The sequence below is a fragment of the Streptomyces sp. NPDC003034 genome (genome assembly GCF_053591375.1).
Map to the genome: position 1 here is coordinate 39,157 of NZ_JBSFTS010000010.1, position 23,646 is coordinate 62,802.

Here is a 23,646-nt window from a genome sequence, read left to right on the forward strand (position 1 = left end):
CCGGGATAAGCGATGGACCAGCGGAAATGGCGGGACGCAGACTCGGCGTCGCCAACGCACACGAGCGCACCGCAATGCACGGCGCCGCAATGCACGGCGCCGCACGGCGTGTGCCGAGCGCCACCGCACCGAACGGCACCGCACCACCCACGTCCCAGGAGCATCCCATGTCCACTTTGCGCGTCACCGCCGAAGAGCTGACCGTCCACGAGCATCCCAATGCCGACGCCTTGGAGCTGGCCCAGGTCGGCCTCTACCGCGCCGTCGTCGCCAAAGGCGCCTACCGCACCGGCGACTTCGCCCTCTACATACCCGAGCAGGCCGTACTGCCGGGCGAGTTGATCGAGGAGCTAGGCCTGACCGGGCGGCTCGCCGGAAGCTCCCACGACCGGGTCAAGGCGGTCCGGCTGCGCGGCGAACTCTCACAGGGCCTGGTGTGCCGGCCGCGCGCGCTGGCCGGCGTCGACCTGGCCCGCGCGGCCGAGGACGGCACGGACTTCGCGGAGCGGCTCGGCATCACCAAGTGGGCGCCGCCGGTCCCCACGACCATGAACGGTGAGATCGAGACCGCGCCCGACCTAATGCCGTGGGTGGACATCGAGAACCTCCAGCGCTATCCGGACCTCTTCACCCCCGGGGAGCCGGTCGTCCTCACCGAGAAACTGCACGGCACCGCCTGCCTGTTCACCTACGTCGCCGACAGCAGGCGAGCCTTGGTCTCCTCCAAGGGCTTCGGCTCGAAGTCGCTGGCGCTCAAGGAGGACGAGCGCAATGTGTACTGGCGGGCCATACGGGGGCCACGGCGTGGCGGAGGTCGCCGCGGCCCTGGCCGTCCGGCTCGGCGCGAGCCGGGTCGGCATCTTCGGCGAGGTGTACGGCGCGGGAGTCCAGGACCTGGCGTACGGGACCAACGCACGTACCGCCGATACGCCGCCCGGGTACGCCGTCTTCGACGTGTCCGCCGAGATCGACGGGCAGGTGCGGTGGCTGGACCCGGCGGCCGTCCTGCCGGACGGCGAACTGCCCTTGGTACCACGGCTGTACGAGGGGCCGTACGAGCTCGGCGCGGTGCTGGAGCTGGCGAGCGGCCGGGAGACCGTGTCGGGCCGGGCCCTGCACCTGCGCGAGGGCGTCGTCATCCGGCCGGCGGCGGAGCGCTACAGCCCGGTGGTGGGCGGGCGGGCCATCGCCAAGGCGGTCAGCCCGGCGTACCTGACGCGCAAGGGCGGTACGGAGTACGAGTGATCCCGCCGGCCCCCGCTCCGCCCCGCGCCGCCGCCCCTGCCCAGCCCCGCTGGCACGCCATGCTCCGCCCGCGCGGACCGGCCCCGCCTCGTTGGGCGGGCGCGGCACGCGTGGTGGGATGGCCCGGGGGAGCGGGGTCCACCAGCACACGGAGAGGTCGGGTACATGTCCCAGAACGGCCAGGGTAGCCAGGGCAGCGAGGGCGGCCAGGACACCATGCGGGCGATGGCGTACGAGACGTACGGCGGGACGGAGGTCCTCTCGGAGAGGCGGCTGCCGATGCCCAAGGTCGGCCCCGGAGAGTGCCTCGTGAGAGTGAGGTACGCGGCGGTCAACCCGGTCGACTGGAAAATCATGGGGGGCGGGCTGGATGCCCTGATGGACGTCGTACACCCCGTGGTCCCGGGCTGGGACGTCGCCGGAACCGTCGAGCGGGTCGGCATCGACGTCCCCGAGTACGCCGAGGGCGACGAGGTCATGGCGTACGCCCGCAAGGACTACGTACACGGCGGGACCTTCGCGGAGTTCGTCACCGTGCCCGTACGCGCCCTCGCGCGCAAGCCCGCCTCCCTCGGCTGGGCCGAGGCGGCCGGACTCCCCCTCGCCGGGCTCACCGCCTACCAGTTGCTCACCCGGCTCGGCACGGGCCCGGGTGACACCGTCCTCATCCACGGCGCCGCGGGCGGCGTCGGCTCCTTCGGCGTGCAGATCGCCCGCGCGCTGGGCGCCGACCGGGTCATCGGCACCGCCTCACCGCGCAACCACGACCGGGTGCGCGAGCTCGGCGCCGAGCCGGTCGCGTACGGGGACGGCCTCGCCGACCGGGTCCGCGCCATGGCACCCGAAGGTGCCACCGTGGTCGCCGACTTCGTGGGCGGGGTTCTCGACGTCACCCGCCAGGTGCTGCACGACGGCGGCCGGCACGCCTCCATCGCCGATCCGGCGGTGACGGGATCGGGCGGCCAGTGGATGTGGGTGCGCCCGGTCGGCAGCGACTTGGCCGAACTGGGCCGGCTCGCCGACAGCGGCAAACTCACGGTGACGGTCGCCGAGACCTTCCCGCTCGCCGAGGTGGCGGCTGCCTTCGAGCTGAGTCAGGCCGGCCACACGGCGGGAAAGATCGTCATCGAGGTCTGAGGAGACGCGGCCAGGCCAGGCCAGGCCAGGCCAGGGCAGGGCAGGGCAGGGCAGGGCCGCGTCCGTACCGGCCCGTCGGTGCGGCTCCCCGTGCCGGCGCCCCCCAGGAGGGCGGGCAGGCACGAGACATCCGGCGGGGTGGCCTTCAGGCAGCGGCGTGAGGGGACCCGCCGTCCCGGTCACCACCGACCCGGTCCCCGCCGTCCCGGTCCGGCTGCCCGAACTCCAGCGTCGCCTCCACCCCGAAGTGGTCGGAGATGAACTGCCCGTCCGGCCCCGGGGAGTCGCCGCGCAGCGCCGCCCGCGTCACCCGCGCCCCGGCCGACCTCAGCAGTACGCGGTCCAGCCGGGCGGCCCGGCCCGACAGCGAGCTCACCGCGGCCAGCGGATTGGCCGCCGGATCGAAGGTCGGCGTGTCGTCCGCCGGCCCGTGTACGGCGCTCCAGGCGTCCCGCAGCCCCAGTGCGGCGGCGGGGCCGTCAGCCCCGGAGCGGGCGTCGTTGAAGTCGCCCAGCAGGGCCAGATCGGCTTCGATGCCCGCCAACCCCTCGGCCAGGCGCGTGAGTTCGGCTTCACGGCGGACTTCCCCGTTCTCGGTGTGATCACTGCTCAGGTGGGTGGCGGCGACGACGAGGGCTCCGGCCGCGGTGTCCACGGTCACGGCGGCGACCGCCTTGTGCGGACCCAGCACGTGCAGCCCCGCCTCCCGCACCGGCAGCCGGCTCAGCACGAGCAGCCCGCTCTCGGCGACGTCGGGCCCGTCCGGATCCGTGCCCAGCGCGTAGCCGGCCCGCACCCACCGCGCTGTCAGCAGCATGCCGAGCAGCTCCGGCTCGACCTCCTGGAGCGCGATGACGTCGGCATCGCAGGCCGCCAGGTCGGCCAGGAGCAGCGGCCTGCGCCGGGCGGTGGCGATGCGCGGGGCTTCGTACCGGTCCCACAGCGTGTTCCAGGTGAGGAGGCGCACCCTGCCGGGCGCCACCGCCCCGTCACGGGGCCCGGCCCGCATCCCGGCCCCGCCCTCGGCCCGGGCCCCGCTGCCGCCCTCGGTCCCGACCGGCCGCCAGGCGCCACCGTCCGACGGATCCCAGGCGTGCGGCGTCCGGGCGGCGAAGAAGGGAGCCCTCAACAGCCGCGGATCACGGACCCGCCCCGCCTCGGTGAGGCCGATCCGGTCCACGCCCGTGGCCCGGTCCCACACCAGTTCGCCGTCCGCCTCGATGAACAGGATCCGGTGCCAGGGGATGTCACCGCCGGGCACGAACGACGGCAGCGGGATCCGCTTCGGCGGCGCCCCGCGCTGGAGCAGCCCGACCACGAACCGCGAGGGGTCGAAGCGGGGGTCCCAGCGGACCTGGTGGTAGATCTCCTCGCTGGTACGCATCAGCCGATCCCGCCTTCCCCGTACGCGTCCAGACTGCCCGCCGTGTCCTCGACGGTTCCACCGGAGCCGACGTACCACGTGCGGTGCGCCTCGCCGGGACGGGGCGGGCTGAAGCGGTGCAGCTGCGCGGTCAGCACCTGCGGCGGTACCGGATGCGCCCGCGCGGCATTGCGCCGCAGCAGCTCCCGTTCCTCGGTGAGCAGCACGGCGTGGGTGACCAGCGCGTCCCGTCGCCGGGCGACCGAGCCGACCGAGCCACGCTGCCGGGCCGTGAGCGAGGTGGCGTCCCACACCACGGTGCCACCACGGGCCAGGGCGGCGTCCAGCCGGTCCAAGCCCTCCCGCAGCACGTGAGCGTTGGCCCGCTGGTCCGCACGGGAACCCCGGGCGGTGCGCAGATCGTCAAGACTGATGTACGCGTCCACACCGGTGAGGCGCCGACCGAAGGTGCTCTTGCCGCTGCCCGAGGGCCCGCACAGCTGCACGAGCCGGGGGAAGGCTCCGTCGCGCCAGCGCCAGGTGGCCGCCACGGCCTCCTCCGCGGTACTGACCCGCCCCTGCGCGAAGGCCCGGTGCGCCTCGGCCCGGCAGCGGTCGGCGGCGTCCGCGCCGAGCGCGGCGAGGGCCTCGCGCAGCCCGTCGCGCAAGAAGCCCAGCGGGTCGGGGCCGAGCAGCCCCGCCTCCTCGGCGCACAGGGCGGACCACTCCACGTACTCCGACGCCTCGTCCGACGCCTCCACGGAACGGGAGCCATCGGCGGCAGAACCGGTGTTACCGACAGGACCGGTGTTACCGACGGGACCGGTGTTGCGGACGTGGCCCGCCGAGGCGACCGCCCCGGCGAGCGCGTGGAGTACCCCGAGATCGACGGCGGCGGCCATCCCGACCAGCCCGGCCCGCCGCTCCGCGTCCGGGAAGGGCCGCAGGAGGTACGGGTAGAGCCCGACCAGGTCGGCCACCCGCCGGGCCAGCGGCATCCCGACGGAGGCCCCGAGCCCCGCCGCGATCCGGGCCCCCGGTACGCGGTGCAGCACGGCGGCCAGTACACCGGCCAGCCGGGTCTCCCCGGTCCGCCCCGCCGTGTCCAGCCGGGCCGTCACTTCGGCGACCACCGGCTCTGCCTCCCCGTCCCCGTGCCCGTGCCGGTCCCCGCCACCGCCACCGTGGGCGGGATCCGGTCCGTCCGACCCGACGGCCCTCAGCAGTGCGGTCACGTCCGCCTCGGCCCCCGACCGGACCGCCCACAGCGGGGCCGCGCGCCCGAGCCCGTTCGGCACCACCGGCGCGTACATCCAGTGCGTGCCGCTCCGCACATGGCCGCTGCGCACCCACTTGGCCACGCACCGCCCGAAGTCCGCGCGGGCGAAGCCGGCCGCCGTCCGTACGACGTACCCCTCCTGCCGCGCGGTGTCGAGCTTCAGAGCGCGCAGCGCCCGCTCGTCGAAGGTGCCGCGCCACAGCACGGGCGGGCTGGGGATCCCCAGGCGTCGCAGGAACCGTACGGTCCGGTCCCAGTCCAGGCAGCGGTCCCCGTCCCACACCGAGAACCCGTAGAACCAGCTGTCCAGGTCCTCGTAGGGCAGGGAATGCCGGGCGTACAGATTCTCCCCGCACACCCGCCAGCCCGCTGGGATGTCCGCCCCGATGCGGCTCTGGAGGCCCTTGACCCACGCCCGCGAAGGGTGGTGCGCCGAGTCGAGCGAGCGCGCGTGCAGGCCGTCGGCGTACAGGGTGGTGTTCTCCCCGTCGAGCTTCTCGGTCACCACGACCTCGCGCCCGGCCAGCCCCGCGAAGCCGACCGCCCGCACGTCGTCGGCGGCCGCCCCCGGGGACCAGGGCAGGTGCGGCGTACGGGGGTAATGCGTGCGCATGGCTGCTCCTGCTCGATGACCTGGTACCCGTCACTCTAGGTATCCGTCGCAGGGGCCTCCACCCATTAACCCGGCGTCAGATCCAACCCGTGGCAGCACGACTCGCGCCGGGTGTCCGTAGCCGACCGACCCCGGCGTCCGTCAGCCAACGGGACGTCAGTAGCCCACGGTGAAGCGCTGGCCCGCATGCGCGTCGCGCTCGATCTCGTCCACCAGGGCGACGGCGTAATCCTCCGTCGAGATCCGGCTGCGTCCCGCGTCGTCCACGACCAGGTCGTCGAGCGCGAGGCGGTACGTCCCCGTGCGGGCGCCCGGCGCGACCTGCGCCGCCGGGCTCAGGCTGGTCCAGCGCACCTCCTCCACGGGCACGGTGCGCAGGAAGTCCAAGGCCTCCCCGTGTGCGTGCATCACGGCGAGCACGGGCTCCGGGATGCCGGCCTCGTCCCACACCAGCGGTCCGCCGGGGGTGCGCAGCGAACCCGCCCCGCCGACCACGACGACCCGCGGCCGGGGAGCGTCCGCGCCGAGCGACTGCACCCCGCCGATCAGCGACTTCGCGGCGGCGGCGATCGTGCCGGGGTCCCCGGCCCCGGCGCCGAACGCGCTGACCACCACGTCGTGCCCGGCGCCGGCGTCGGTCACGGACGCCGGGTCGAGGACATCACCGGGGACCACGGCCGCGCCGCTGCCGGCGGCCTTCGCGGGATCGCGTACGACCGCCGTGACCTCGTGACCGCGCCCGAGTGCCTCGCGCAGCACCCGGGTTCCGATGGTGCCGGTCGCGCCGATGAGTGCGATCTTCGCCATGCCGACTCCCTGGGTTGGGGCTGTACGGAGCCCGTCCGGGCCCCGTACAGCCCATCCAAGCGAACGCCACCGCCCTGTCCCGGCAGCCGGGCCGCAGCACCACCCGGATGAATCCCCGGGCCGGGTGTTCAGATGGGGTGCGGCGGAGCTGGCGCGGCTGGACGGCCATAGCGTGGAGTTGAGACCCGAGTGATGAGGAGAGCCCGTGCGATTCGCGCTGGACGCACTGTTCGCCGACGTGCCCGCGGAGCAGGTCCATGAAGCTCGTGAATTCTACGAGTCGAGGGCGGCGGGCCGCGGCCCCGGCACACTGGAGGAGCTCAAGGAGGTACGAGCGAGGAGGTCGGCTCCTCGTGCCGCTGATCCGCCTGCCGTCGAAGAGACGGTCGAATCCGCGGAAGGGCGCGTACCGGTCAGGATCTTCACGCCGATCGACGGTCCGCCGCGGGGCGTCTACCTGGACATACACGGCGGCGGTTTCTACATGGACCGCGCAGCGGGAGGAGACGAACGCAACCGCGAGCTCGCAGACGCCCTGCGGCTCGCCGTTGTCAGCGTCGACTACCGGCTGGCACCTGAGCACCCCTGGCCGGCGGCGCCCGACGACTGCGAAACAGCGGCGCTCTGGCTCGTCGAGGAAGCCGATGCCCGTTTCGGAACGTCGCGCCTTGCCATCGGCGGGAGCTCCGCGGGAGCCACACTCGCCCTGGCGACCCTGCTCCGGCTGCGGGACAGAGGGGCCGCCGGCCGGTTCACCGGCGCCGCACTCCAATTCGGCACCTACGACTTGAGCGCACGAACCCCGGCCGGCCACCGCATCGCGGACGAATACTTCATCCGTGCCTACGCCGGCCATGTGGAGGACCGCACCGTTCCCGACATCTCTCCCGTCTACGGCGTCCTCAGCGGGCTTCCCCCGACGCTGCTGGTCGTCGGAAGCGAGGACGTGCTGCTGGAGGACAACCTGGCGCTGGCAGGCCGGTTGTCGGCGGCCGGCAATGACGTCGAACTCCGGGTCTACCCCGCGTCACCCCACGGCTTCACGGGCCACCCCACGGCCATGGCCAGGACCGCGCTCAGCGGCGTCGGTTCCTGGCTGCGCGACCGGCTCACGCAGTCGTAGCGAACGCGCGGTCGGCTCCCTGCCCCACCTGTGATCGGCTCAGGCAGGTCCGCGGGGTGGTGACGTCGGACGTGTCTTCGGACGTGGCGTCGGAGGTGTCGTCACAGGTGGCCGCGACCGGTCCGGGCCGGCCGGCTCGCCGCCTATGCGGCGAGCTTCTGCGACCGGTCTGCCCGCGGAGCCATCAGGTGGCGCAGCAGCCGAGTGAGCGGCCGTTCCACCAGGCGGTGCAGCAACCAGGCGATCAGCACCACGCCCGCGATCACGCCGAGCAGGGTCGGCCAGGCGCCCCACTGCTCGTTCCACCGCCAGATCACCCGCACGCCCAGCGACTGGTGCACGAGGTAGAGCGGGTACGAGATGGCGCCCGCGACCGGCAGCCAGCGCCACTGGATCCAGTCCAGCTTCCCAAGCGCGATCAGGCCCATCAGCAGGTACATCGCGGTGATCGCGGTCAGGCAGACCTTCCAATTGATGCCGTGCCCCTCGCCTTCCATGATGGCCGGGAGGCGATGCTGCATCAGCAGCCAGGACAGGGCCAGGATGCCGACGGTCTCGCCCTCGAACCGGCCCGCCCGGCGGACCAGGTAGAACGCGATTCCGGCGATGAAGAAGGGCGCCCATCGGGGCACCAGGAGCTGGTCCAGCAGCGGGATGCCCGACACCGGTGCCAGAACCGAGCCCAGCGCCCAGATCCAGCAGAAGGTCGCCACCCGGCGGTAGCTCGTGCCCAGTAGGACGACCAGCGAGAAGACCAGGTAGAAGCGCAGCTCGATCCAGAGCGTCCAGTAGACGTTGTCCACGCTGTGCACACCGAGGGGTTCGTGCAACATGGTGAGGTTGGTGAGCATCTGCCCGACGGTGACCCTCGGCTCGCCCGGAATCGACGGGCCCAGGCGGGCGGCCGCCGAGGAGAGCACGACCGCCGCCCAGTAGAGCGGAAACAGCCGCAGGATCCGGCCGTGCCAGAACTGCTGGAGAGACTTCCCCCAGCCGGACATGCAGATGACGAAACCGCTGATCATGAAGAAGAAGACCACGCCCAGCCAGCCGAACTCGGCCACCTCGTGCAGCGTGGGGAACAGCTTGACCGCCGTCTGCTGCCAGGGGATCGTTCCCGAGCCGGCCAGGTAGTGGAACAGGACCACGGACAGCGCCGCGAGCAGCCGCAGGCCGTCCAGCACTGCTATTCGCGGCGCCCGCGCGGCCCCGGCCTCACCAGCGGCCCGCCCGGACCCGGCGCCTCGGCGCCACATCCTCCGGCCACGGGCTGGATCGGGGGCTGCCTGCGGCGCCGGGGCGGGCGCTGGGACAGGGTCCCCGGCGAGGACGGACCGGTCGGACATGACACCTCTGCAATTTCTGCGGTGTCCGCGACACCGGTACGTTTCGGGGGTAAGGAGCCCCGCGATCGTAGCGATGCCGCGTACGCCCATGGACACCCGGGGCCCGGCCGACAGGCAGACATCCGCGGCGCATATCCGGATATGTCGGCTCGTCCGCTCGGCTACGTGACCTCGCCCCGGGCCCCCGCCCGCCGTCCGCCCTGGCCGGCCCGGCGGGGCTTGCCGGGATCGCGGGCCGGCATGCGGGTGACATCGGCAACCGTCAACGGTTCGGCTGGTCGCGCCCGCGGCCGCCCGTGTGTCCGTTTCGTCTGTCCGGGGCTTCCGTCGGTGCGCGATCGGGTGGTGGTCGGCGCGGCTCATGGGGTGTCCGCGGGGGACCGGTTATGGGTGGTGTCATGGATGCTTCCTTTCGTCTCCGCAGCCTCGCCGTCTGCCTCGCCGTCTCCTCGGCCCTGGTGCTCACCGCCTGCGGTGAGGGCGACCGGGATCCCGTCGCCGCCGCGGCCCCGACCCCTGCGTCCCGGCAGCCCAGCCCGACGGGCACCGCACCTCTCACCGAAGACCAGCGCGAGCGCATGCAGCTGGTGCCCGCCGCCAAGATTTCGTGGCAGCAGGCCATGGACACCGCTGTCGGTGAGGTCCCGCAGAGCAGACTCGTCGAGAGCGAGCTGACCTCCGCACGCGATGGCGCTACGGGCGCCAGCCCCACACCCGGCAACCCGTTCTGGGACATCACCGTCGCGACCCAGGACGGCACCGCGCACGACGTCCAGGTCGACGCCGTCACGGGCAGCGTCACCCAGTCGCGGGTGGAGCCCGGGCATGACGCCGACGACAAGCGTGAACTCGCCCAGCAGCTCCGCAAGGCGACCGTAACCCCGCAGCAGGCCGTCCAGACCAGCACCGGCCGCAAGCAGGGCACTGTCACGGCCCTGGAGCTGGACGACGACATGTGGTCGGTCGACATCGTCACGCCCAACGACTGGAACAAGACCACCTACGACATCGACGCCGCCAAGGGCAACGTCGTCCGCGAGCACGTCGACCGCGACTGATGTAGTCGGCGAGGAGCCGCTCGCCCGCTCGCCCGTCCGTCCGTCCGTCCGTCCGCCCCGCCTCGCCCCGGCCGACTGCCGATGCGCCTCGGTACCGCCCGCCGGGTCCGGGACCGGGCGGGCGCCGGCGCCGGTCAATACCCAACCCAGCCGCACCACTTGAGTGCCGAACTCCTCCAGCGAGCGAGAACCGCAGCGGTCCGCATCGCCAGTCGATCGGTAGGGTCGGCTTACGGAAAGGTACCGGTCACCGGCCTCCTACGGCCTGATAGGTGGATTCCTCCTACAGCCACACGCCGAAGCATGCAGGCGGAAGCCGAGCGGCAGGCTGAGATCGCGCGCGTTCTGCGGTTCTGGGCTTGGAAGACCTGCCGGGCGCTGATCCGTCCCGAGCGTACGTCGCGGCGGCGCCCGTGCTGGGCCGGAGATGGGGACGTAACGCGGACCCCACGGACCTACCGGGCGTAGGCTTCGCTCAGCACGGACGGGGGCGGAGCAGATGACAACGCAGACAGCGCAGAGGTGGGGTTCGACCCTCGATTCTGTGGTGGTGTACGAACAGGGCGCGCTGTGCCGCCGTCTCGCCCGGGGCAGCCTGCCGGCGGACGGAAGGGTGCGGGTGACGGGGCTGCCCCGCTCGCTGGACCCCGGTTCGCTGCGGGCCCGTGTTCTCGGTGCCTCCGGGGTGCGCGTCAGCGAAGCCAGGGTGGAGGTCGAGGCGGAGCCGCTCGCCACGTCCACGCCCGACCAGTTGCAGCGCGAGGTCGCTCGGCTGCGCGAGGAGTACGCGGCGGCGCAGGGTCGCCGGGACCGCCTGCTCAGCCGGATAGAAGAGGTCAGGGCTCTGCGCCCGCTCGCGCCGCCCCGCAGGCGTGAGGACCCGTACCGCCGTACCCCGGTCGACGCGTGGCTGGAGCTCGCCGACTTCGTGGAGGAGCGCCTGGCCGGACTCCAGACGCGCCTGGTCCAGCTGGAGGAGGAGTCGCGCCGCGCGCAGCACGAGTTCGACATCGCCGCGGACCGACTCGCCCGGGCCTCCACCGACGCACCGTCAGCGCACGTGCAGACCACCGTCTGCGCCGTCCTGGTCATCGAGGCCGCCGACACCGGGGACTTGGACGCCGAGGCCCGGGCGGAGGTCGAACTGGAACTGGAGTACGGGGTGCCGGGCGCCGTCTGGGCACCTGCCTACCGTCTCACCCACCGGCAGGGCGACCACAGCGGCCGTCTCGTGCTGCGCGCCTCGGTCGCCCAGCGCACCGGCGAGGACTGGACCGGCGTGTCCATCGCCCTGGCCACGGCCGACCTGCGGCGCGGCACCGACCTGCCGAGGCTCCGCTCCATCCGGATCGGACGTCGTCAGCCTGCCCCCGCGCCTTCGGGCTGGCGCGAGCCCCCGGCCGGGCTCGCGGACCTGTTCGCCGGGTACGACGCGGCAGGCCCTCGCCCGGCCACGTCCGCTCCGGCCGCCGTGCCCGTGGCCGGCGGGTCCGGAGCCGTTCCACCACCGCCGCCCGCACCGCAGGCGTACGGCGCTCCTCCCGCCGCGTTCCCGGCGCCGGGCAGCGCGTACGGCGCCTCCCCGGAGCTCTTCGAGGGCGAGATACCCGCCCCCGCGCAGCCGGTCTCGGCGCGCCCGAGCCCCAGGTCGAGTGCCGGCGGCAGGCCCTTCGCTGCCCCTGCCCCTGCCCCTCCCCTCGCCCCCATGGCGCCCGGGGCTCCTGGCGGAGCCGCACGGACAGCATCACCGCCACCACCACCGTTTCGGGAACCGGTCACCGGGCCGCCGCAGCCGAGTGGCGCCGAGCTCGACTACGCCGCCCTCGTCCTGTGCGGACCCGAAGGGCAGGGCGGTCGCCGGGGGCGGCTGTTCCCCGGCTCTCCCTTCGACCCGGTCGCGGCCGAGTACCGCGGCCGCGCCGAAGCGGTGGCCGCGCTGCCGCTGCCCGGGTACGCCGTACGGCCCCGCGAGTCAGCGGGTTCCTTCGACCACCGCTTCGATGCCGCCGCCCGCGCCGACATCCCCTCGGACGGCACCTGGCACACCGTCACCGTCGGCGAGATCCCGGTGGGTCTGCACACCGAGTACCTGTGCACGCCGTCCGTGGAGCAGACCGTGTACGCCACGTTGGTGCTCTCCAACGCCACCGACCAGGCCCTGCTGGCCGGCCCGGTGGAGGTCACCGTGGACGACGAGTTCCTGTTGACGGCCGCGCTGCCCACGCTCGCCCCCGGCGGTGTCCGCCGCGTGGGGCTCGGACCGGCCGAGGGCATCCGGGTCACCCGCCGTACGAACCTGCACGAGTCCACCTCGGGCCTGCGCAACAACACCACCGTACTGAACCACCGCGTCCACGTGGAGCTGGCCAACCGGCTCGCGAGACCCGTCACCGTCGAGGTCCGCGAGCGGGTGCCCGTCACCTCCGAACCGGACGTCCGGATCGAGGAACGGGCCGACTGGACGGCACCCGAGGCCGGTGTGGAGCCCGACCGCCATGCCCCGGGCACCCGCGTCTGGCGGGTGGACCTGCCCGCCGGCGGCACCGCCGCGCTCGAAGGCGGTTACGAGATCCGAATCCCGGCCGGCAAGGCCATCGTCGGCGGCAACCGCAGGAGCTGACCACCACCATGACCACGGCCCCGAAGCCGCTCGCGCTGCCCGTCACCGCCGATCCCGCCGTCCCCGACCCCGTCCCCGTCATCCCGCTCCCCGTGACCGCCGTCACCTGCCTGGAAGACCGCGCACACGTCGAGCGTGCCGTCGTACTCGACCTGGAAGCGGGGGTCCAGCGGCTACGGCTCGGGCCGGTCAGCGCGCTGGCCGTCGACCGGACCCTCCACGCCGAGCTGACCGCCGACCACGCGGCGACCGTACTCGACGTGCGGATCGTCCGGAGCTGGACGCCGCGCGGGCCGCTGTCGTCCCCCGACGAAGACTCCGCCCTGCGCCGGCGGGTGCACGCCCTCGAAGAGCAACGGCTCACCCAGGGGCAGCGACGCGACCGGCTGCACGTCCGCATCGACCTGCTCGGCCGCCTCGCCGCCGATCTGCTGCGGGAGATCGGCGAGGGCGCCGGATCCGGGGAGAGCGACGGGCCCCGCTGGAACCGTGAACTGGACCGGGTGGACGAGGAGCGTGACGCGTGCGGCGAGCAACTCCGCACGGTGGAGGCCCGGCTGTCCGCCCTCGCAGACGAGCTCGGGGAGGCCGAGCGAGCCATGGCGGCAACCGAGGTGGAGCCCGCCGAGCTGGTCGGCCATATCGAGCTGACCGTGCAAACCGCGGTCGCGGGGCCGGTCGGGCTGCGCCTGAGCCACCTCACCCCGTGTGCGCTGTGGCGGCCCGCCTACCGGGCCGTGCTGCGAGGGGACTCCCTGACGCTGGAGACCGACGCCATGGTCTGGCAGCGCACCGGCGAGGACTGGTCGGACGTCCGGCTGACGCTGTCGACGGCCCGTTCGGCGCTCGCCACCGATCCGCCGCGGCCGAACGAGGACCGGCTGACGCTCACGGACCGCTCGGCCGCGGAGCGCCGTACGGTCGACGTCGAGCTGCGCGAGGAGGAGATCGCGACCCTCGGCCCCAGCCCGGTGCTCGGTCTGCCGGGGGTGGACGACGGCGGCGAGGCGCGGGTGTTGCGGTCCCCGGCGCCGGTGTCCGTGCCCGGTGACGGCTGCGCGCACCGGGTGCCGCTGTCCGCCTTCACCACGGCGGCGCGCAGCGAGTACGCCTGCTCACCCGAGCTGTCTCCGCTGGTCACCAGGGTGGTCCGGTTCGACAACCTGGCCGGTCACGCGCTGCTCGCCGGGCCCGTGGACCTGGTCCGCGACAGCGGATTCAGCGGGCGGGGCACGCTGGACTTCACCGCCCCCGGCGCGCCCGCCGAGCTGGCCTTCGGCAGCTGCGACGACCTCCGGGTCGTCCGTCATGCCGAGGAGTCACGTGACTCGGCCGGCATCACCCAGCGGACCGTCGTCACCCGTACGGTCCGATCGCACCTCTCGCGGTTCTCTGCCGCCGGAGAGCAGGGCGACCGGATGGTCGTCCTGCGGGAGCGGCTCCCGGTCTCCGAGGTCTCGGCGGTGGAGATACGCCTGCGCAAGGAATCCTGCTCCCCTCCGCCCGACGCGGTCGACGCCGAGGGCATCGCCCGCTGGAACGTCACCCTCCCACCCAGCGGCCGGCGTACGGTCACCCTCGTCTACGAGCTGTCGGCGAGCTCCAAGGTCACCGGGCTCTGAGCTCTGAGCGCGACGGTCCGCCCGGCACGGCGTCACCGGGTCCGCGCGGCGACGTGCGGGGCCCGGCGACTACGCCCGGACCGTGGCTCTCGACCTGGTCGCGACCCCCAGGGCGGACGCCTGAACGTCCCTTACGAGGTCATGCGCTGGTTCATGGATCAAGTCGAGGTGGAGATCCGCACGTCCCGCGCCTGGATGCGACTGCGGCCGGAACTCGTCGAGGTCATCCACCGGCTGCGCCAGGAGCATCTGGGCGCGGTCCATGATGACGACTTCCCCCGTGTCCTGGTGGAGGTGCGCACCGCTGTCCCAGCAGCCGACCTCCCCGCTGTCCTCGCGTCGGCCTTCGGGCGGAAGCCCGACGGCGCCCCCGTGGGCTTCTGACCGTGTCGCGACGGGCGTCAATGCACCGGCTCGAACGGGAGATCACGCATCCCCAAATGTGGGCAGCCCACCGCGGCGCGCCCATGTCGACCACGCCCTGGCCGCTACTCGTCGCTGCTTTCGTCGCCGCAGAGGCAGGCTGATAACCGTCCGTCAGGGGGCTACCTGGCGGCCGGGCGGGGGGAGGGCGCGCAGGAGCTCCCACAGGGGGCGGGATCCGCTGGCCCACTCGGCCAGGAGGTGGCGGTCGACCAGATGCAGTCGCTGGGATTTCGCGAACTGGGTGGCGTTGTCGGTGATGCGGCCGTTGGTGAGCATGACCAGGACGTTGCCGTGATGGACCTGCCTACCGGTCCCGTTGAGGACGTGCAGGTCGGGGGTGCCTACGGGCTTGCCCGACCAGCCGTCCCTCTTGTGTTTGCACTGGACGACCCACCGCCGGCCGAAGGGGTCGGTGGCCTTGACGTCGGCGCCGTTGTCACCGCGGCCGCCGACCTGCCGCGCGTCCGCGCAGCCGTCGCGGCGCATCAAGTCCCGCACCGCGAACTCGAACGCCAGGTGATGTAGGCCATCGAGCTGTCCGAGCGCGTAGCGCAGACCGCTCGCCCGGGCCTGGTCCCGCCGGGCGGCCTCCCTGCGACGCCACGCCCAAGTGCTGGCGGCAGCGGCGGTCGCCAGCAGCGAGGCGGCCACGATCCAGGGGTGAGCGGCCAGCCACCGCAGCACGGCGGCCGCCAGGCTGAGTACGGCCGTGGCTGCGAGGGCGGCGAGGACGACCTGCTCCAGCCCCTGATTCTTCCGCCGCCGGGGGCGCCGACCGGAACGCCGGGCAGGACGACGCCCGCTCACCGTCCTCTCCTCAGAACGAGATGGCAGCCCTGTGTAGGGCCGTGGAGCGACGCCCGGCTGGGAGACGGAGGCGGTTGGTCAGTCACTGTCCCGCCTGGGAGACGCCGCTGACGAGTTGGCCAAGGAAGTGTGCAATGCCCTGGCCGACCTCGGTGGGAGCAAGGACGACACCCAGCGCCAGAACGATGAGCACGGTCATCTTCTCGTCGAATCGGCTCCGGGCCTCGGTACGCCGCCTTAGCCGCAGCACAACGATGACCACTAGCAGTACCGCCAAGTTGATCGTCAGCAAGCGTCCAGCCCCCCGCCAGAACCTCCACGGGGCAGCGGACGACAGCCCCGGCTTCTTGTGTAGCGCGAGGTCAGCAGCGCTGCGGCTGGATCGCCGGGGATTGGCGGCAATGCGATGCACTGGCCGGATTCGTCAGGACCACGTGTTCGAAGAACTCCTCTCGGCGACGAGGACTCAGACGCAGTGCACCGCGACAAAGAGATCCCCCGCCGCACTGCCGTTCTTCCCGGGCGCGCCCATGGCCCCAGGCGCAACTGGAAAGGCCCCGTTGCTGAGCTCCGCAGTACAACGGGACTGCCGCTGCGCTGCCTCCGCGGCATCCAGGCAACCTCTCGCGTACGGGGGACGGCCTGGTGCGCCGCGAGCGCCCCGCGGAAGCCCGCGGGCGCGATGACCGTGGCCCCAGCCCATGACATCTGGCACGCTCACCCGGCTCCTGGCGCCTGGTCGGCCGGGGTGGGCTGGTTGCGGGGAATCGCCGTCTGCTGCTGTCTCGGGCGGGTGATGTTCCAGGCCGGAGGTGCGTACGGTCACCGGATCGGGGAAACGGAGGGCTGACCGCCGTCGGCCGACGGCCGGCGGGACGCGCAGTCGGAAGGGGTTTTCTGATGTCGCAGGTGAAGGAATCCATTGAGGTCGACGTGCCGGTGACGACGGCCTACAACCAGTGGACGCAGTTCGAGTCGTTCCCGCAGTTCATGGAGGGTGTGGAGCGGATCGAGCAGCGCACCGACACGCTCACCCACTGGGTGACGAAGATCGGTGGGGTCGAGCGGGAGTTCGATGCTGAGATCACCGAGCAGGTCCCGGACCAGAAGGTGGCCTGGGTGACCGTCGGTGGCGAAACGGAGCAGTCGGGGCTGGTCACCTTCAGCCCGATCGACCCCGCACACACCCAGGTCACGCTGATGATGGACTTCGACCCGGAGGGAATGGCGGAGAACATCGGGGACAAGCTCGGGTTCGTCGACCGGCAGGTCAAGGGCGACCTGAAGCGGTTCAAGCACTTCATCGAGGAGCGCGGCGCCGAGACGGGCGCCTGGCGCGGCAACGTCTGAACCACGCTCCCGGATCGCTTCGCGGTGGTCGTCCCCGGCCCCGGCCGGGGGCGGCGCCGCCCCCGGCCCATGTCCAACGCGTCGGGGAGGACGATCCCCAGGCCCTGTCCGGGCGATCTCCGCGGGCCCGCGCTGCCTGGCACGGCACCTCCCTGCGTTGTCGGAGCGCGCGAGTACGGCCACGTACGAGCTGCGCCCCTCCGCCTTGCGATGCACCGCACCAGACAACGCGGCCTGATCCACGAAGATCGCCCGGACAGGACCTAGCGGCACAGGGCGACGATGGACGGGGCGACCGTGCCTTCGGCGGCCGCGCACAGGGATGCCATGTCGTACGCGTGCCGCGGTGAGGGTACGGACTTCGCCGGGGCCGGCGGTCGCTTGCGGGGTACGGCCGGGGCCGCCGGGCGGGCGCGGCGGGGCGCCCGGGCCGGCTTCGCCTTCTTGACGGGGGCTGCCCGGCGCGGTGGTCGCGGCGGGGCCGCGGCGAGCCGCTCGCCCGCCGGACGCGCCCCTGGCGGTTCCGCTGCGGCCGGCGCCGCGGGCAAGGGTTCCCGCCCGGCCGGCAGGCTGCCCAACGGCAGGGCGGCGGGGGGCGACGGGGGAACCGTGGGACGGGCCGCGGCGGGCGCGAGGCGTGATGCGTCCGGCGGATCCGCGGGACGCACGGTCACGCACCCGGTGGCCATGAGGAGCGCGGCAAGGGTCAGGGGCAGAGCCCGGCGCGACTGCATCCGCCCACCCTGCCGCACTACGCGGGCAGGGGCCCCACGGCCGTCACGCGGAAGGATGATCTGCATCCGGACCTGTCTGGCCTGATCCGGCTCCCGCTTCGGTACCGTGCGTCGCTGGCAAGGCCCGAAGCCGTCCCGCCCGCCCCCGCCCCGGGAGATCTACTCCCGGGTTCCGCCGCGCACTGGCATGACCACGGGCTTGCCGGGCCCGTTCGCGACCAGCCGTAGCGCGTGTTCCAGCGGCCCCCGGCGCAGGGGGCTGTGGGACCAGGCGCGCTGCCAGGCCCAGGTCAGGGCGAGTGCCGCGCCGCTGAAGGCGAGCCAGGCGGACCAGGACGCGGCGCCATGGGCCGGGCCGGCCAGCACCAGCGCGTGGACGACGTACGCACTCAGCGCCATCGCACCGAGCACGGTGAGCGGCCGCAATAGCCGGACGCCCGCCCGGCGGCGCGCCAGCAGCCCGCACAGGCCGATGAGGGCGCAGCCGACGCCGGCGTTGCCGAGCGTTTCCAGCGGGGTCTGACTGTAGGGGTCGGCCACGAGCAGCCAGTCCCAGGACGTGCTGGGCACGGCCCCGTACTGCCCGCGCAGCACCTCGCGGACCGGGTCGGCGGCGGCCAGGGCCTGCGGGTGGTGCACGGCTATCGCCTCCAGCAGCCGCTCCCGCGCGCCGAACACGTGGGTGGCGAGCCAGGCCGCACCGTAGCCCGCGACCGCGGCCGCCGTACCCCACACCGCCATCCGCACCGCCACCGCGCGCCTGCGTACGTCGCACAGCCGGGCCAGGGCCATCCCGGCCAGAACGTACGGGAAGTAGGTGGCGAGCGGATACGCGCCGGTGAGCAGCAGCTCGCACAGCATCTCGCCCAGCCCCGCCCAGCTCGTCAGACCGGTGGCTTCGGGGACCGCGCCCCGCCCGGAGGCCTCGTACCCGAACACCGGCCCGAGCAGGAACGACAGCAGCGGGCCCGCCACCACCGAGACACCCGCGACCGCGGTCAGTACGGGCGTGGAGAGCCGGGTGAAGGGCTCCGCGGCCAGGAAGTACACGGCGAAGAAGGCCAGGATGACGAGGATCCCGGGCCACAGCGAGGCCAGCCACAGGCCGAGCGCGGCCATGATCGCGCAGCGGATCAGCAGCGGACGGTAGCGCTGCGCCCAGCCCTCGGGTCCCCCGGTGGGGCCGCGGCCGCGCTGCGCGAGGACGAGGGAGAAACCGGCGAGCAGGGTGAAGAGCGCGGGCGCGCGTCCGTCGGCGGCGACCAGCAGGTAACCGGCGCCTTCCGGCTGCGGGCTCGGTCCGACGTGTACGGCGAACATGCCGAGGACGGCGAGGCCGCGTACGGCGTCGACTCCCGCCAGCCGACCCGGGCCGGCTCCGCCGCCCGCCGTGCCCGCGGCTCCGCCGCCCGCCGTGCCCGCGGCTCCGCCGCCCGCCGTGCCCGCGGCTCCGACGCCCGCCGCGTTCGCCGCTTCACCGCCCGCCGCGCTCGCCGCCTCGGCCACCGCCGTGCCCGCGGCCTCACCGCCCGCGGTGCCCCCGGTCCCCGTCACCGGCTTCGCCCCGCCCCGTCCGGCCCCCACGGCCACGCCACTGTCCGCCACGTCACTCCCACCCCGTCATGCCGCACCACGTCACTCCCCGGACTCCCCAGCCCGTCATGCTCACAACGCCGCTCCCCGCCACGTCGTTCCCGCCCCACGCCACTCCCCGGGCAGTCGCCCCCGTGTCCGCGTGCCTCAAGCCTCGCAGGTCACGCTGTCGCGCGGCGTGTAGCGGGTCTTCATCGTCTCCCGCTTGACTTCCTGGCCGCCCTGCACGAACACCCGGTCGACGGCCACGTCGAAGCCCTCCAGCGGGGACTGCGGCTCGCACTTCGGGTCCTTGCCCTTGCGCTCCGCCGGCTCCTGGATGTTGGTCCGCGGGCCCTGGACCGCGCGTATCTCGTCGTACTTCTTCGTGCCCAGGAAGGTGATCGTGATGGAGGACTCGGTGGCCTGGGCCCGAATGTAGAGGGCCTTGCCGGAGTCGTTGGTGAAGCGCAGGTCGAGGCTGCCCCATACGACGGTCGCTTCGCGCCCTTCGGGGTAGCGCTCGATGTAGAAGGAGTGGGCGCCGTACTCGACCGGCTTGACGCCCGCGAAGAAGACCGCGTTGAAGACGGTGGTCGCTACCGCCGAGACCCCGCCGCCGGCGGCCTTCTCGTACTGGCCGTTGTTGATGATCAGACCGTCGACGAAGCCGTTCTCCTTCGTGCGCTCGCCGACCGTGCGGTTGAAGCTCCACGTCTCGCCGGGCAGCACCAGCGAACCGTTGATCAGCTCGGCGGCCCGGCCGATGTTGGTCGTGCGGTAGGCGGCCGGCTCGAAGTTGACGGTGAAGGAGGAGAGCTTCTCCTTGATGCCGAGCTGCGGCACCGTGTCCTTGGTGAGCCGCGGCGCGGTGGTCTCGGTGGCCACCTCGCCGGTACGGGCGGTCTCGCCGGTCCGGGTCAGCAGCGGCAGCACGGTCTTGCCCAGGTCCTGCTTGACGACCTCGCGGCCGGCCCGGCCGTCCTCGGCGACGACGACCCGGTCGTTACCGTCGAGCCGGAGCTCGGCCTCGGCGGGGCCGGGCGTGGCCTGCCGCAGCGGGGCGGCGACGGCGGGGTCTTCGAGCAGCGCCTCGGAGTCGAGGCCGGGGGAGAGGCGGCCCTGGCCGTCGTCCTTCATCGTCAGGTGCTTGGACAGGACGGCGGGGCCGACGGGTATGGGCCGGCTGGCGACGGTGAGGGTGACCGGGGCGGACATCGCGGGCTCGGCGAACTCCTTCAGGGCCCGCTCCGTCTCCTGGAGGCCGATCCGCGGCTCCGTCCGCGTGACGGGGAGGGTGACGGGAGCCGGGGCGCCGCCCGTGTAGGCGGCGCGCAGCGCGGCCAGGGAGCGGTCCACGTCGAGGGCTATGCCGGTGACCGGCCGCACCGCCTCGGCCTTGCCCTTCTCGAAGGCTACGGAGCCCTCGCGGACCGGCTGCCCGGTCTTCTTCCCGATGTCTTCCAGGGAGGCACGGGCCGTCTTCTCATCGAAGCGGACCACCGGCCGGGCATCGGGGTCGCCGGAGGAGAACAGCCGGGCGATGACGGTGAAGGGGTCGGAGCCGGGGCGCGCGGCGCGCTCGGCGGTCGCGGCAGTGTCCAGGGACAGGCCCAGGGCGGCCGGAGCGGCCTCCTCCGTACGCTCGCCGATCCGCAGGGCGACGGGGGCGGCGGCGGACGGGCCCAGCTTGCGGTCCAGCACCTCGCTGGCCGCGGACCGGCTCATGCCGCCTATGTCGACGCCGTGCACCTTCGTGCCCGGGGCGACGTCCCCACCGGCCAGCAGGAGCCCGGCGGCGTACAGCCCGCCGAAACCGAGGACCGCGGCGCCGCCGGCCACGCCCGCGAGGCCCGCCGGGGTCCACCGCTTGCCGGTGGAAGCCCGTTTGCCCCCAGGGGAAGCAGGTCGCATCTGTCGCTCTCTCCTCGGTCCGGCTGAAATGGTCGGACCGGCGGTTTTCATGCCGCCGGTCCGCCCGGGGAAGGTACCAAGCCTGGCATAACCAGGTAATAAGGAGGTATAGGGGCGGCAAAGCGGACGGTGTTAGTCCGGTTACATCGGCCGCCGCAACGACGGGACGGCGGCCGCTGCCGCACAGCCGGCGGCTCCGCCCGCGGCTAACGGAGCTCCGATGCCGCAGCTGTCCGACGAGGCCGTGGCCGGTGATGACGAGCGGTCGGGAACGTGGGATGAGCCCGCAGGCGTACGGGGCTCGCGCCCGGATCGCGGCCCCCTCACCGCCGTCCGGCCGGCCACCGGGAGCTCGCCGCGGTCCACACCGCCCGCGTCCGCCCTTCCTTGCCCCGTCCTATCCGCAGGCGGCTCACGGAGCTCCCGCAGGAGGCGCCCGCTGGTGGCACCCGTGTCGGGCCGGGTGCCTGGACGCAGGGCCGCGGGCATCGCCGTGATCCGGAAAATACGGAAATCCGGCGTCCACGGGCCGTGGTCGCGCAGCATGGGGCCATGAATGACAGCGCGATCACCTACACCGTGTACATCCAGGCCGATCCCGACCGGGTCTGGCAGGCCCTCACCGAACCGGCCTTCACCCGGCGGTACTGGGGCCTGAGCTTCGAGACCGACTGGGCGGTGGGCTCGCCGATGGACTGGGTCGCGCGCGGAAGCCGCACGAGCGACCCCGCGCAGGTGGTCCTCGACTGCGTCCCGGACCGCCGGCTCTCCTACACGTGGCACACCTTCAGCCCGCAGTGGGCGGCCGCGGTGGGGATCGACGAGGAGCTGCGGGCCGAACTGGCGAAGGAGCGGCGCACGAAGGTCACCTATGAGATCGAGCCGGTCGGTGACACCCTCGCGCGGCTGACCATCCTGCACGAGGGCTTCGAACCGGGCAGCACACTCATCGGCATGTGCGCCCGCGCCTGGCCGATGCTCGCCTCCAGTCTCAAGACGCTGCTGGAGACCGGGGCTCCGCTGCCCGAGCCGGAGCACGATACGGGCCGGGGCCACGGCGGGCACGAGACGTACGAGGCCCACGACCACGGGCTCCGCGAGGCACCCGAGGACATCTGACCGGCGGGGTGCGAAGGGCCGGCGCCCAGCGCAGTCCGGCCCTCCGCTTCCCGGCACGCTCCGGGAAGCCGAAGCCCGCCCGTCCCCACCCCCGCCCCGGGCGGGCGAGCTCCGCGCAGGAGCCGCCGGATGCCGTGGCCGCCGTGCTGCGCGATCCCGACCGGATGACGGCCGAGAGCGCCGTTGTCACCCCCTGGACCGCCGCCGTGACCGGCGTGCTGGCGGGCCGCGGCCTCCTGGAGCGCACGCTGCGCGAGTGCACGCTGCTCACCGCCATCACCCGTGGCGACCCCCGGTCCCGGCCGAGCTCACCACCGCCTCCGACTGGTGCCAGCGCACCGCGGCCCGGTCGCTGACCTCGTACGAGGCCCTCCGCCTCCTCGCGTCCGCCCCCCGTACCCGCCGCGGCCGCCCAGCGCCTGCGCCGCCGCGCGAACGGCGGTGTGCGGACCTGATCCACCTTTACTCCGCAGAGGTCTCGCCACACATCTGTGCGGGGGCTAGGGTTCCGTTACCCGGCCGGGTATCAGCGTTGGAACCGATGCCATTCCGCTGGAGGATGACTCTCCGTGTCGCACGTCTCACAGGTTCCCGTCACCACCCCCGACGGCGAACCGGCCCTGCCCGCCCCCAAGGCCTACGGCGAGGTCGAAGGCTGGTTCTGGGCGTCCGACCAGGTGCTCTTCGACTGGTTCCTCACCCGCCAGAACGCGGACGCGGAGCAGTCCGGTGACCTGCTGGAGCTCGGCGCCTTCATGGGGAAGAGCACGATCTTCCTCGGCCGCTACCTACGGGAGGGTGAGGAGTTCACGGTCTGCGACCTCTTCGACTCCCCTGCGACGGACGACTCCAACCTCGCGGAGAACCGGTGGTCGTATCCCACGCTCACCCGCCGGGGATTCGAGACGAACTACCTGGCCTTCCACACGAGCCTGCCGACCGTCATCCAGGCCCCGACCTCGGTCGTCGCCGAAAAGGTGCGCCCGGCGAGCTGCCGCTTCGTCCACATCGACGCCTCGCATCTCTACGAGCACGTCGTCACGGACATCGAGTCCTCCCGCCTGGTGGCGGCCCCTGGCGCCGTGGTGGTCTTCGACGACTACCGCTCCGAGCACTGCCCCGGCGTCGCCGCCGCGGTCTGGACGGCGGTGGTCACCGGTGAACTGCGCCCCATCTGCGTGTCCGGCCTGAAGCTGTACGCGACGTGGGACGATCCCGCACCCCACCAGGCCGCGCTGCTCAGCTGGCTGGAGGGCCGCACGGACCTCTCGCACGACGTGGACGTGATCGCCGGCCGGCCGGTGGTCCGCGTCATGGACGAGGAGGCGATCCCGCCGGAGCCGCCGCGGCCGCTGCACCCCGTAGCCGAGCCGGACCGGCCGGTCGAGGCGCCCGCCCCCGCCGCGCCGGGCAGGCCGGGTGGCCGCTGGCGCAGGCTGGCCAAGGACGTGCTGCCGCCGGTCCTCACCCGCCAGATCGTGGCCTGGCGGCGCCGTCGCCGCCGCTGACGG

General features: G+C 73.3%; 17 protein-coding genes and 2 pseudogenes. 11 read left to right on the top strand and 8 right to left on the bottom strand.

Annotation, left to right across the window (positions count from 1 at the left end; translation table 11 throughout):
* Window positions 1–167: 167 nt before the first annotated feature.
* Both ACWDX7_RS13265 and ACWDX7_RS13270 read left to right on the top strand, forming a co-directional pair.
* Window positions 168–1,245 (top strand): annotated as a pseudogene (locus ACWDX7_RS13265) (RNA ligase (ATP)).
* A gap of 216 nt (window positions 1,246–1,461) precedes the next feature.
* Complete coding sequence (locus tag ACWDX7_RS13270; protein WP_451491685.1) at window positions 1,462–2,382, top strand: NADP-dependent oxidoreductase; 921 nt, start codon at window positions 1,462–1,464, stop codon at window positions 2,380–2,382.
* Between the two features lie 217 nt (window positions 2,383–2,599).
* On the opposite strand, the pseudogene ACWDX7_RS13275 reads toward ACWDX7_RS13270, so the two are convergent.
* The 3 genes and pseudogenes from ACWDX7_RS13275 to ACWDX7_RS13285 all read right to left on the bottom strand — a co-directional run.
* A pseudogene (locus ACWDX7_RS13275) lies at window positions 2,600–3,766 on the bottom strand (RNA repair domain-containing protein); the annotation flags it as partial.
* Window positions 3,766–5,637 (bottom strand): RNA ligase family protein, encoded by a 1,872-nt coding sequence (locus ACWDX7_RS13280; protein ID WP_451491674.1) that lies wholly within the window; start codon window positions 5,635–5,637, stop codon window positions 3,766–3,768. The pseudogene ACWDX7_RS13275 and the gene ACWDX7_RS13280, both read right to left, overlap by 1 nt.
* A gap of 156 nt (window positions 5,638–5,793) precedes the next feature.
* The gene (locus tag ACWDX7_RS13285) at window positions 5,794–6,444 is read right to left on the bottom strand and encodes an NAD(P)-dependent oxidoreductase (RefSeq protein ID WP_451491673.1); all 651 of its coding nucleotides are present in this window, start codon (window positions 6,442–6,444) and stop codon (window positions 5,794–5,796) included.
* A 205-nt stretch (window positions 6,445–6,649) separates the two neighbouring features.
* On the opposite strand from ACWDX7_RS13285, the gene ACWDX7_RS13290 reads away from it, so the two are divergent.
* A complete protein-coding gene (locus tag ACWDX7_RS13290) occupies window positions 6,650–7,567 on the top strand; it encodes an alpha/beta hydrolase (RefSeq protein ID WP_451491672.1) in 918 nt (305 codons plus the stop codon).
* A gap of 143 nt (window positions 7,568–7,710) precedes the next feature.
* Here the strand turns inward: ACWDX7_RS13290 and ACWDX7_RS13295 are convergent, their stop codons facing one another.
* Window positions 7,711–8,751, bottom strand: coding sequence for an acyltransferase family protein (locus tag ACWDX7_RS13295; protein WP_451491671.1), 1,041 nt, complete (start codon window positions 8,749–8,751; stop codon window positions 7,711–7,713).
* 560 nt (window positions 8,752–9,311) lie between these two features.
* Here ACWDX7_RS13295 and ACWDX7_RS13300 point away from each other — a divergent pair.
* The 4 genes from ACWDX7_RS13300 (at window position 9,312) to ACWDX7_RS13315 (ending at window position 14,597) form a co-directional block, all read left to right on the top strand.
* Window positions 9,312–9,971 (top strand): PepSY domain-containing protein, encoded by a 660-nt coding sequence (locus tag ACWDX7_RS13300; protein WP_451491670.1) that lies wholly within the window; start codon window positions 9,312–9,314, stop codon window positions 9,969–9,971.
* A gap of 499 nt (window positions 9,972–10,470) precedes the next feature.
* A complete protein-coding gene (locus tag ACWDX7_RS13305) occupies window positions 10,471–12,591 on the top strand; it encodes a DUF4139 domain-containing protein (protein ID WP_451491669.1) in 2,121 nt (706 codons plus the stop codon).
* A gap of 8 nt (window positions 12,592–12,599) precedes the next feature.
* Window positions 12,600–14,213, top strand: coding sequence for a DUF4139 domain-containing protein (locus ACWDX7_RS13310; RefSeq protein WP_451491668.1), 1,614 nt, complete (start codon window positions 12,600–12,602; stop codon window positions 14,211–14,213).
* A 3-nt stretch (window positions 14,214–14,216) separates the two neighbouring features.
* The gene (locus ACWDX7_RS13315) at window positions 14,217–14,597 is read left to right on the top strand and encodes a hypothetical protein (protein ID WP_451491684.1); all 381 of its coding nucleotides are present in this window, start codon (window positions 14,217–14,219) and stop codon (window positions 14,595–14,597) included.
* 153 nt (window positions 14,598–14,750) lie between these two features.
* On the opposite strand, the gene ACWDX7_RS13320 is transcribed toward ACWDX7_RS13315, so the two are convergent.
* Complete coding sequence (locus tag ACWDX7_RS13320) at window positions 14,751–15,446, bottom strand: restriction endonuclease (RefSeq protein ID WP_451491667.1); 696 nt, start codon at window positions 15,444–15,446, stop codon at window positions 14,751–14,753.
* An 82-nt stretch (window positions 15,447–15,528) separates the two neighbouring features.
* A complete protein-coding gene (locus ACWDX7_RS13325; protein ID WP_451491666.1) occupies window positions 15,529–15,738 on the bottom strand; it encodes a hypothetical protein in 210 nt (69 codons plus the stop codon).
* 608 nt (window positions 15,739–16,346) lie between these two features.
* Between ACWDX7_RS13325 and ACWDX7_RS13330 the strand changes: the two genes are divergently transcribed.
* Window positions 16,347–16,796: an SRPBCC family protein gene (locus ACWDX7_RS13330; protein WP_451491665.1), complete on the top strand. Its 450-nt coding sequence runs from the start codon at window positions 16,347–16,349 to the stop codon at window positions 16,794–16,796.
* A gap of 893 nt (window positions 16,797–17,689) precedes the next feature.
* Here the strand turns inward: ACWDX7_RS13330 and ACWDX7_RS13335 are convergent.
* Together ACWDX7_RS13335 and ACWDX7_RS13340 are read right to left on the bottom strand one after the other, a co-directional pair.
* Window positions 17,690–19,135: an acyltransferase family protein gene (locus ACWDX7_RS13335; protein WP_451491664.1), complete on the bottom strand. Its 1,446-nt coding sequence runs from the start codon at window positions 19,133–19,135 to the stop codon at window positions 17,690–17,692.
* 135 nt (window positions 19,136–19,270) lie between these two features.
* Window positions 19,271–21,016: a VanW family protein gene (locus ACWDX7_RS13340; protein ID WP_451491663.1), complete on the bottom strand. Its 1,746-nt coding sequence runs from the start codon at window positions 21,014–21,016 to the stop codon at window positions 19,271–19,273.
* Window positions 21,017–21,568: 552 nt separating this feature from the next.
* Between ACWDX7_RS13340 and ACWDX7_RS13345 the strand changes: the two genes are divergently transcribed.
* The 3 genes from ACWDX7_RS13345 (at window position 21,569) to ACWDX7_RS13355 (ending at window position 23,643) form a co-directional block, all read left to right on the top strand.
* On the top strand, window positions 21,569–22,135 hold the full coding sequence (locus tag ACWDX7_RS13345; protein ID WP_451491662.1) for an SRPBCC family protein: 567 nt from the start codon (window positions 21,569–21,571) through the stop codon (window positions 22,133–22,135).
* 134 nt (window positions 22,136–22,269) lie between these two features.
* Window positions 22,270–22,491, top strand: a complete 222-nt coding sequence (locus ACWDX7_RS13350; RefSeq protein WP_451491661.1) for a hypothetical protein — start codon at window positions 22,270–22,272, stop codon at window positions 22,489–22,491.
* Window positions 22,492–22,704: 213 nt separating this feature from the next.
* Window positions 22,705–23,643 (top strand): class I SAM-dependent methyltransferase, encoded by a 939-nt coding sequence (locus ACWDX7_RS13355; RefSeq protein WP_451491660.1) that lies wholly within the window; start codon window positions 22,705–22,707, stop codon window positions 23,641–23,643.
* Window positions 23,644–23,646: the final 3 nt, after the last annotated feature.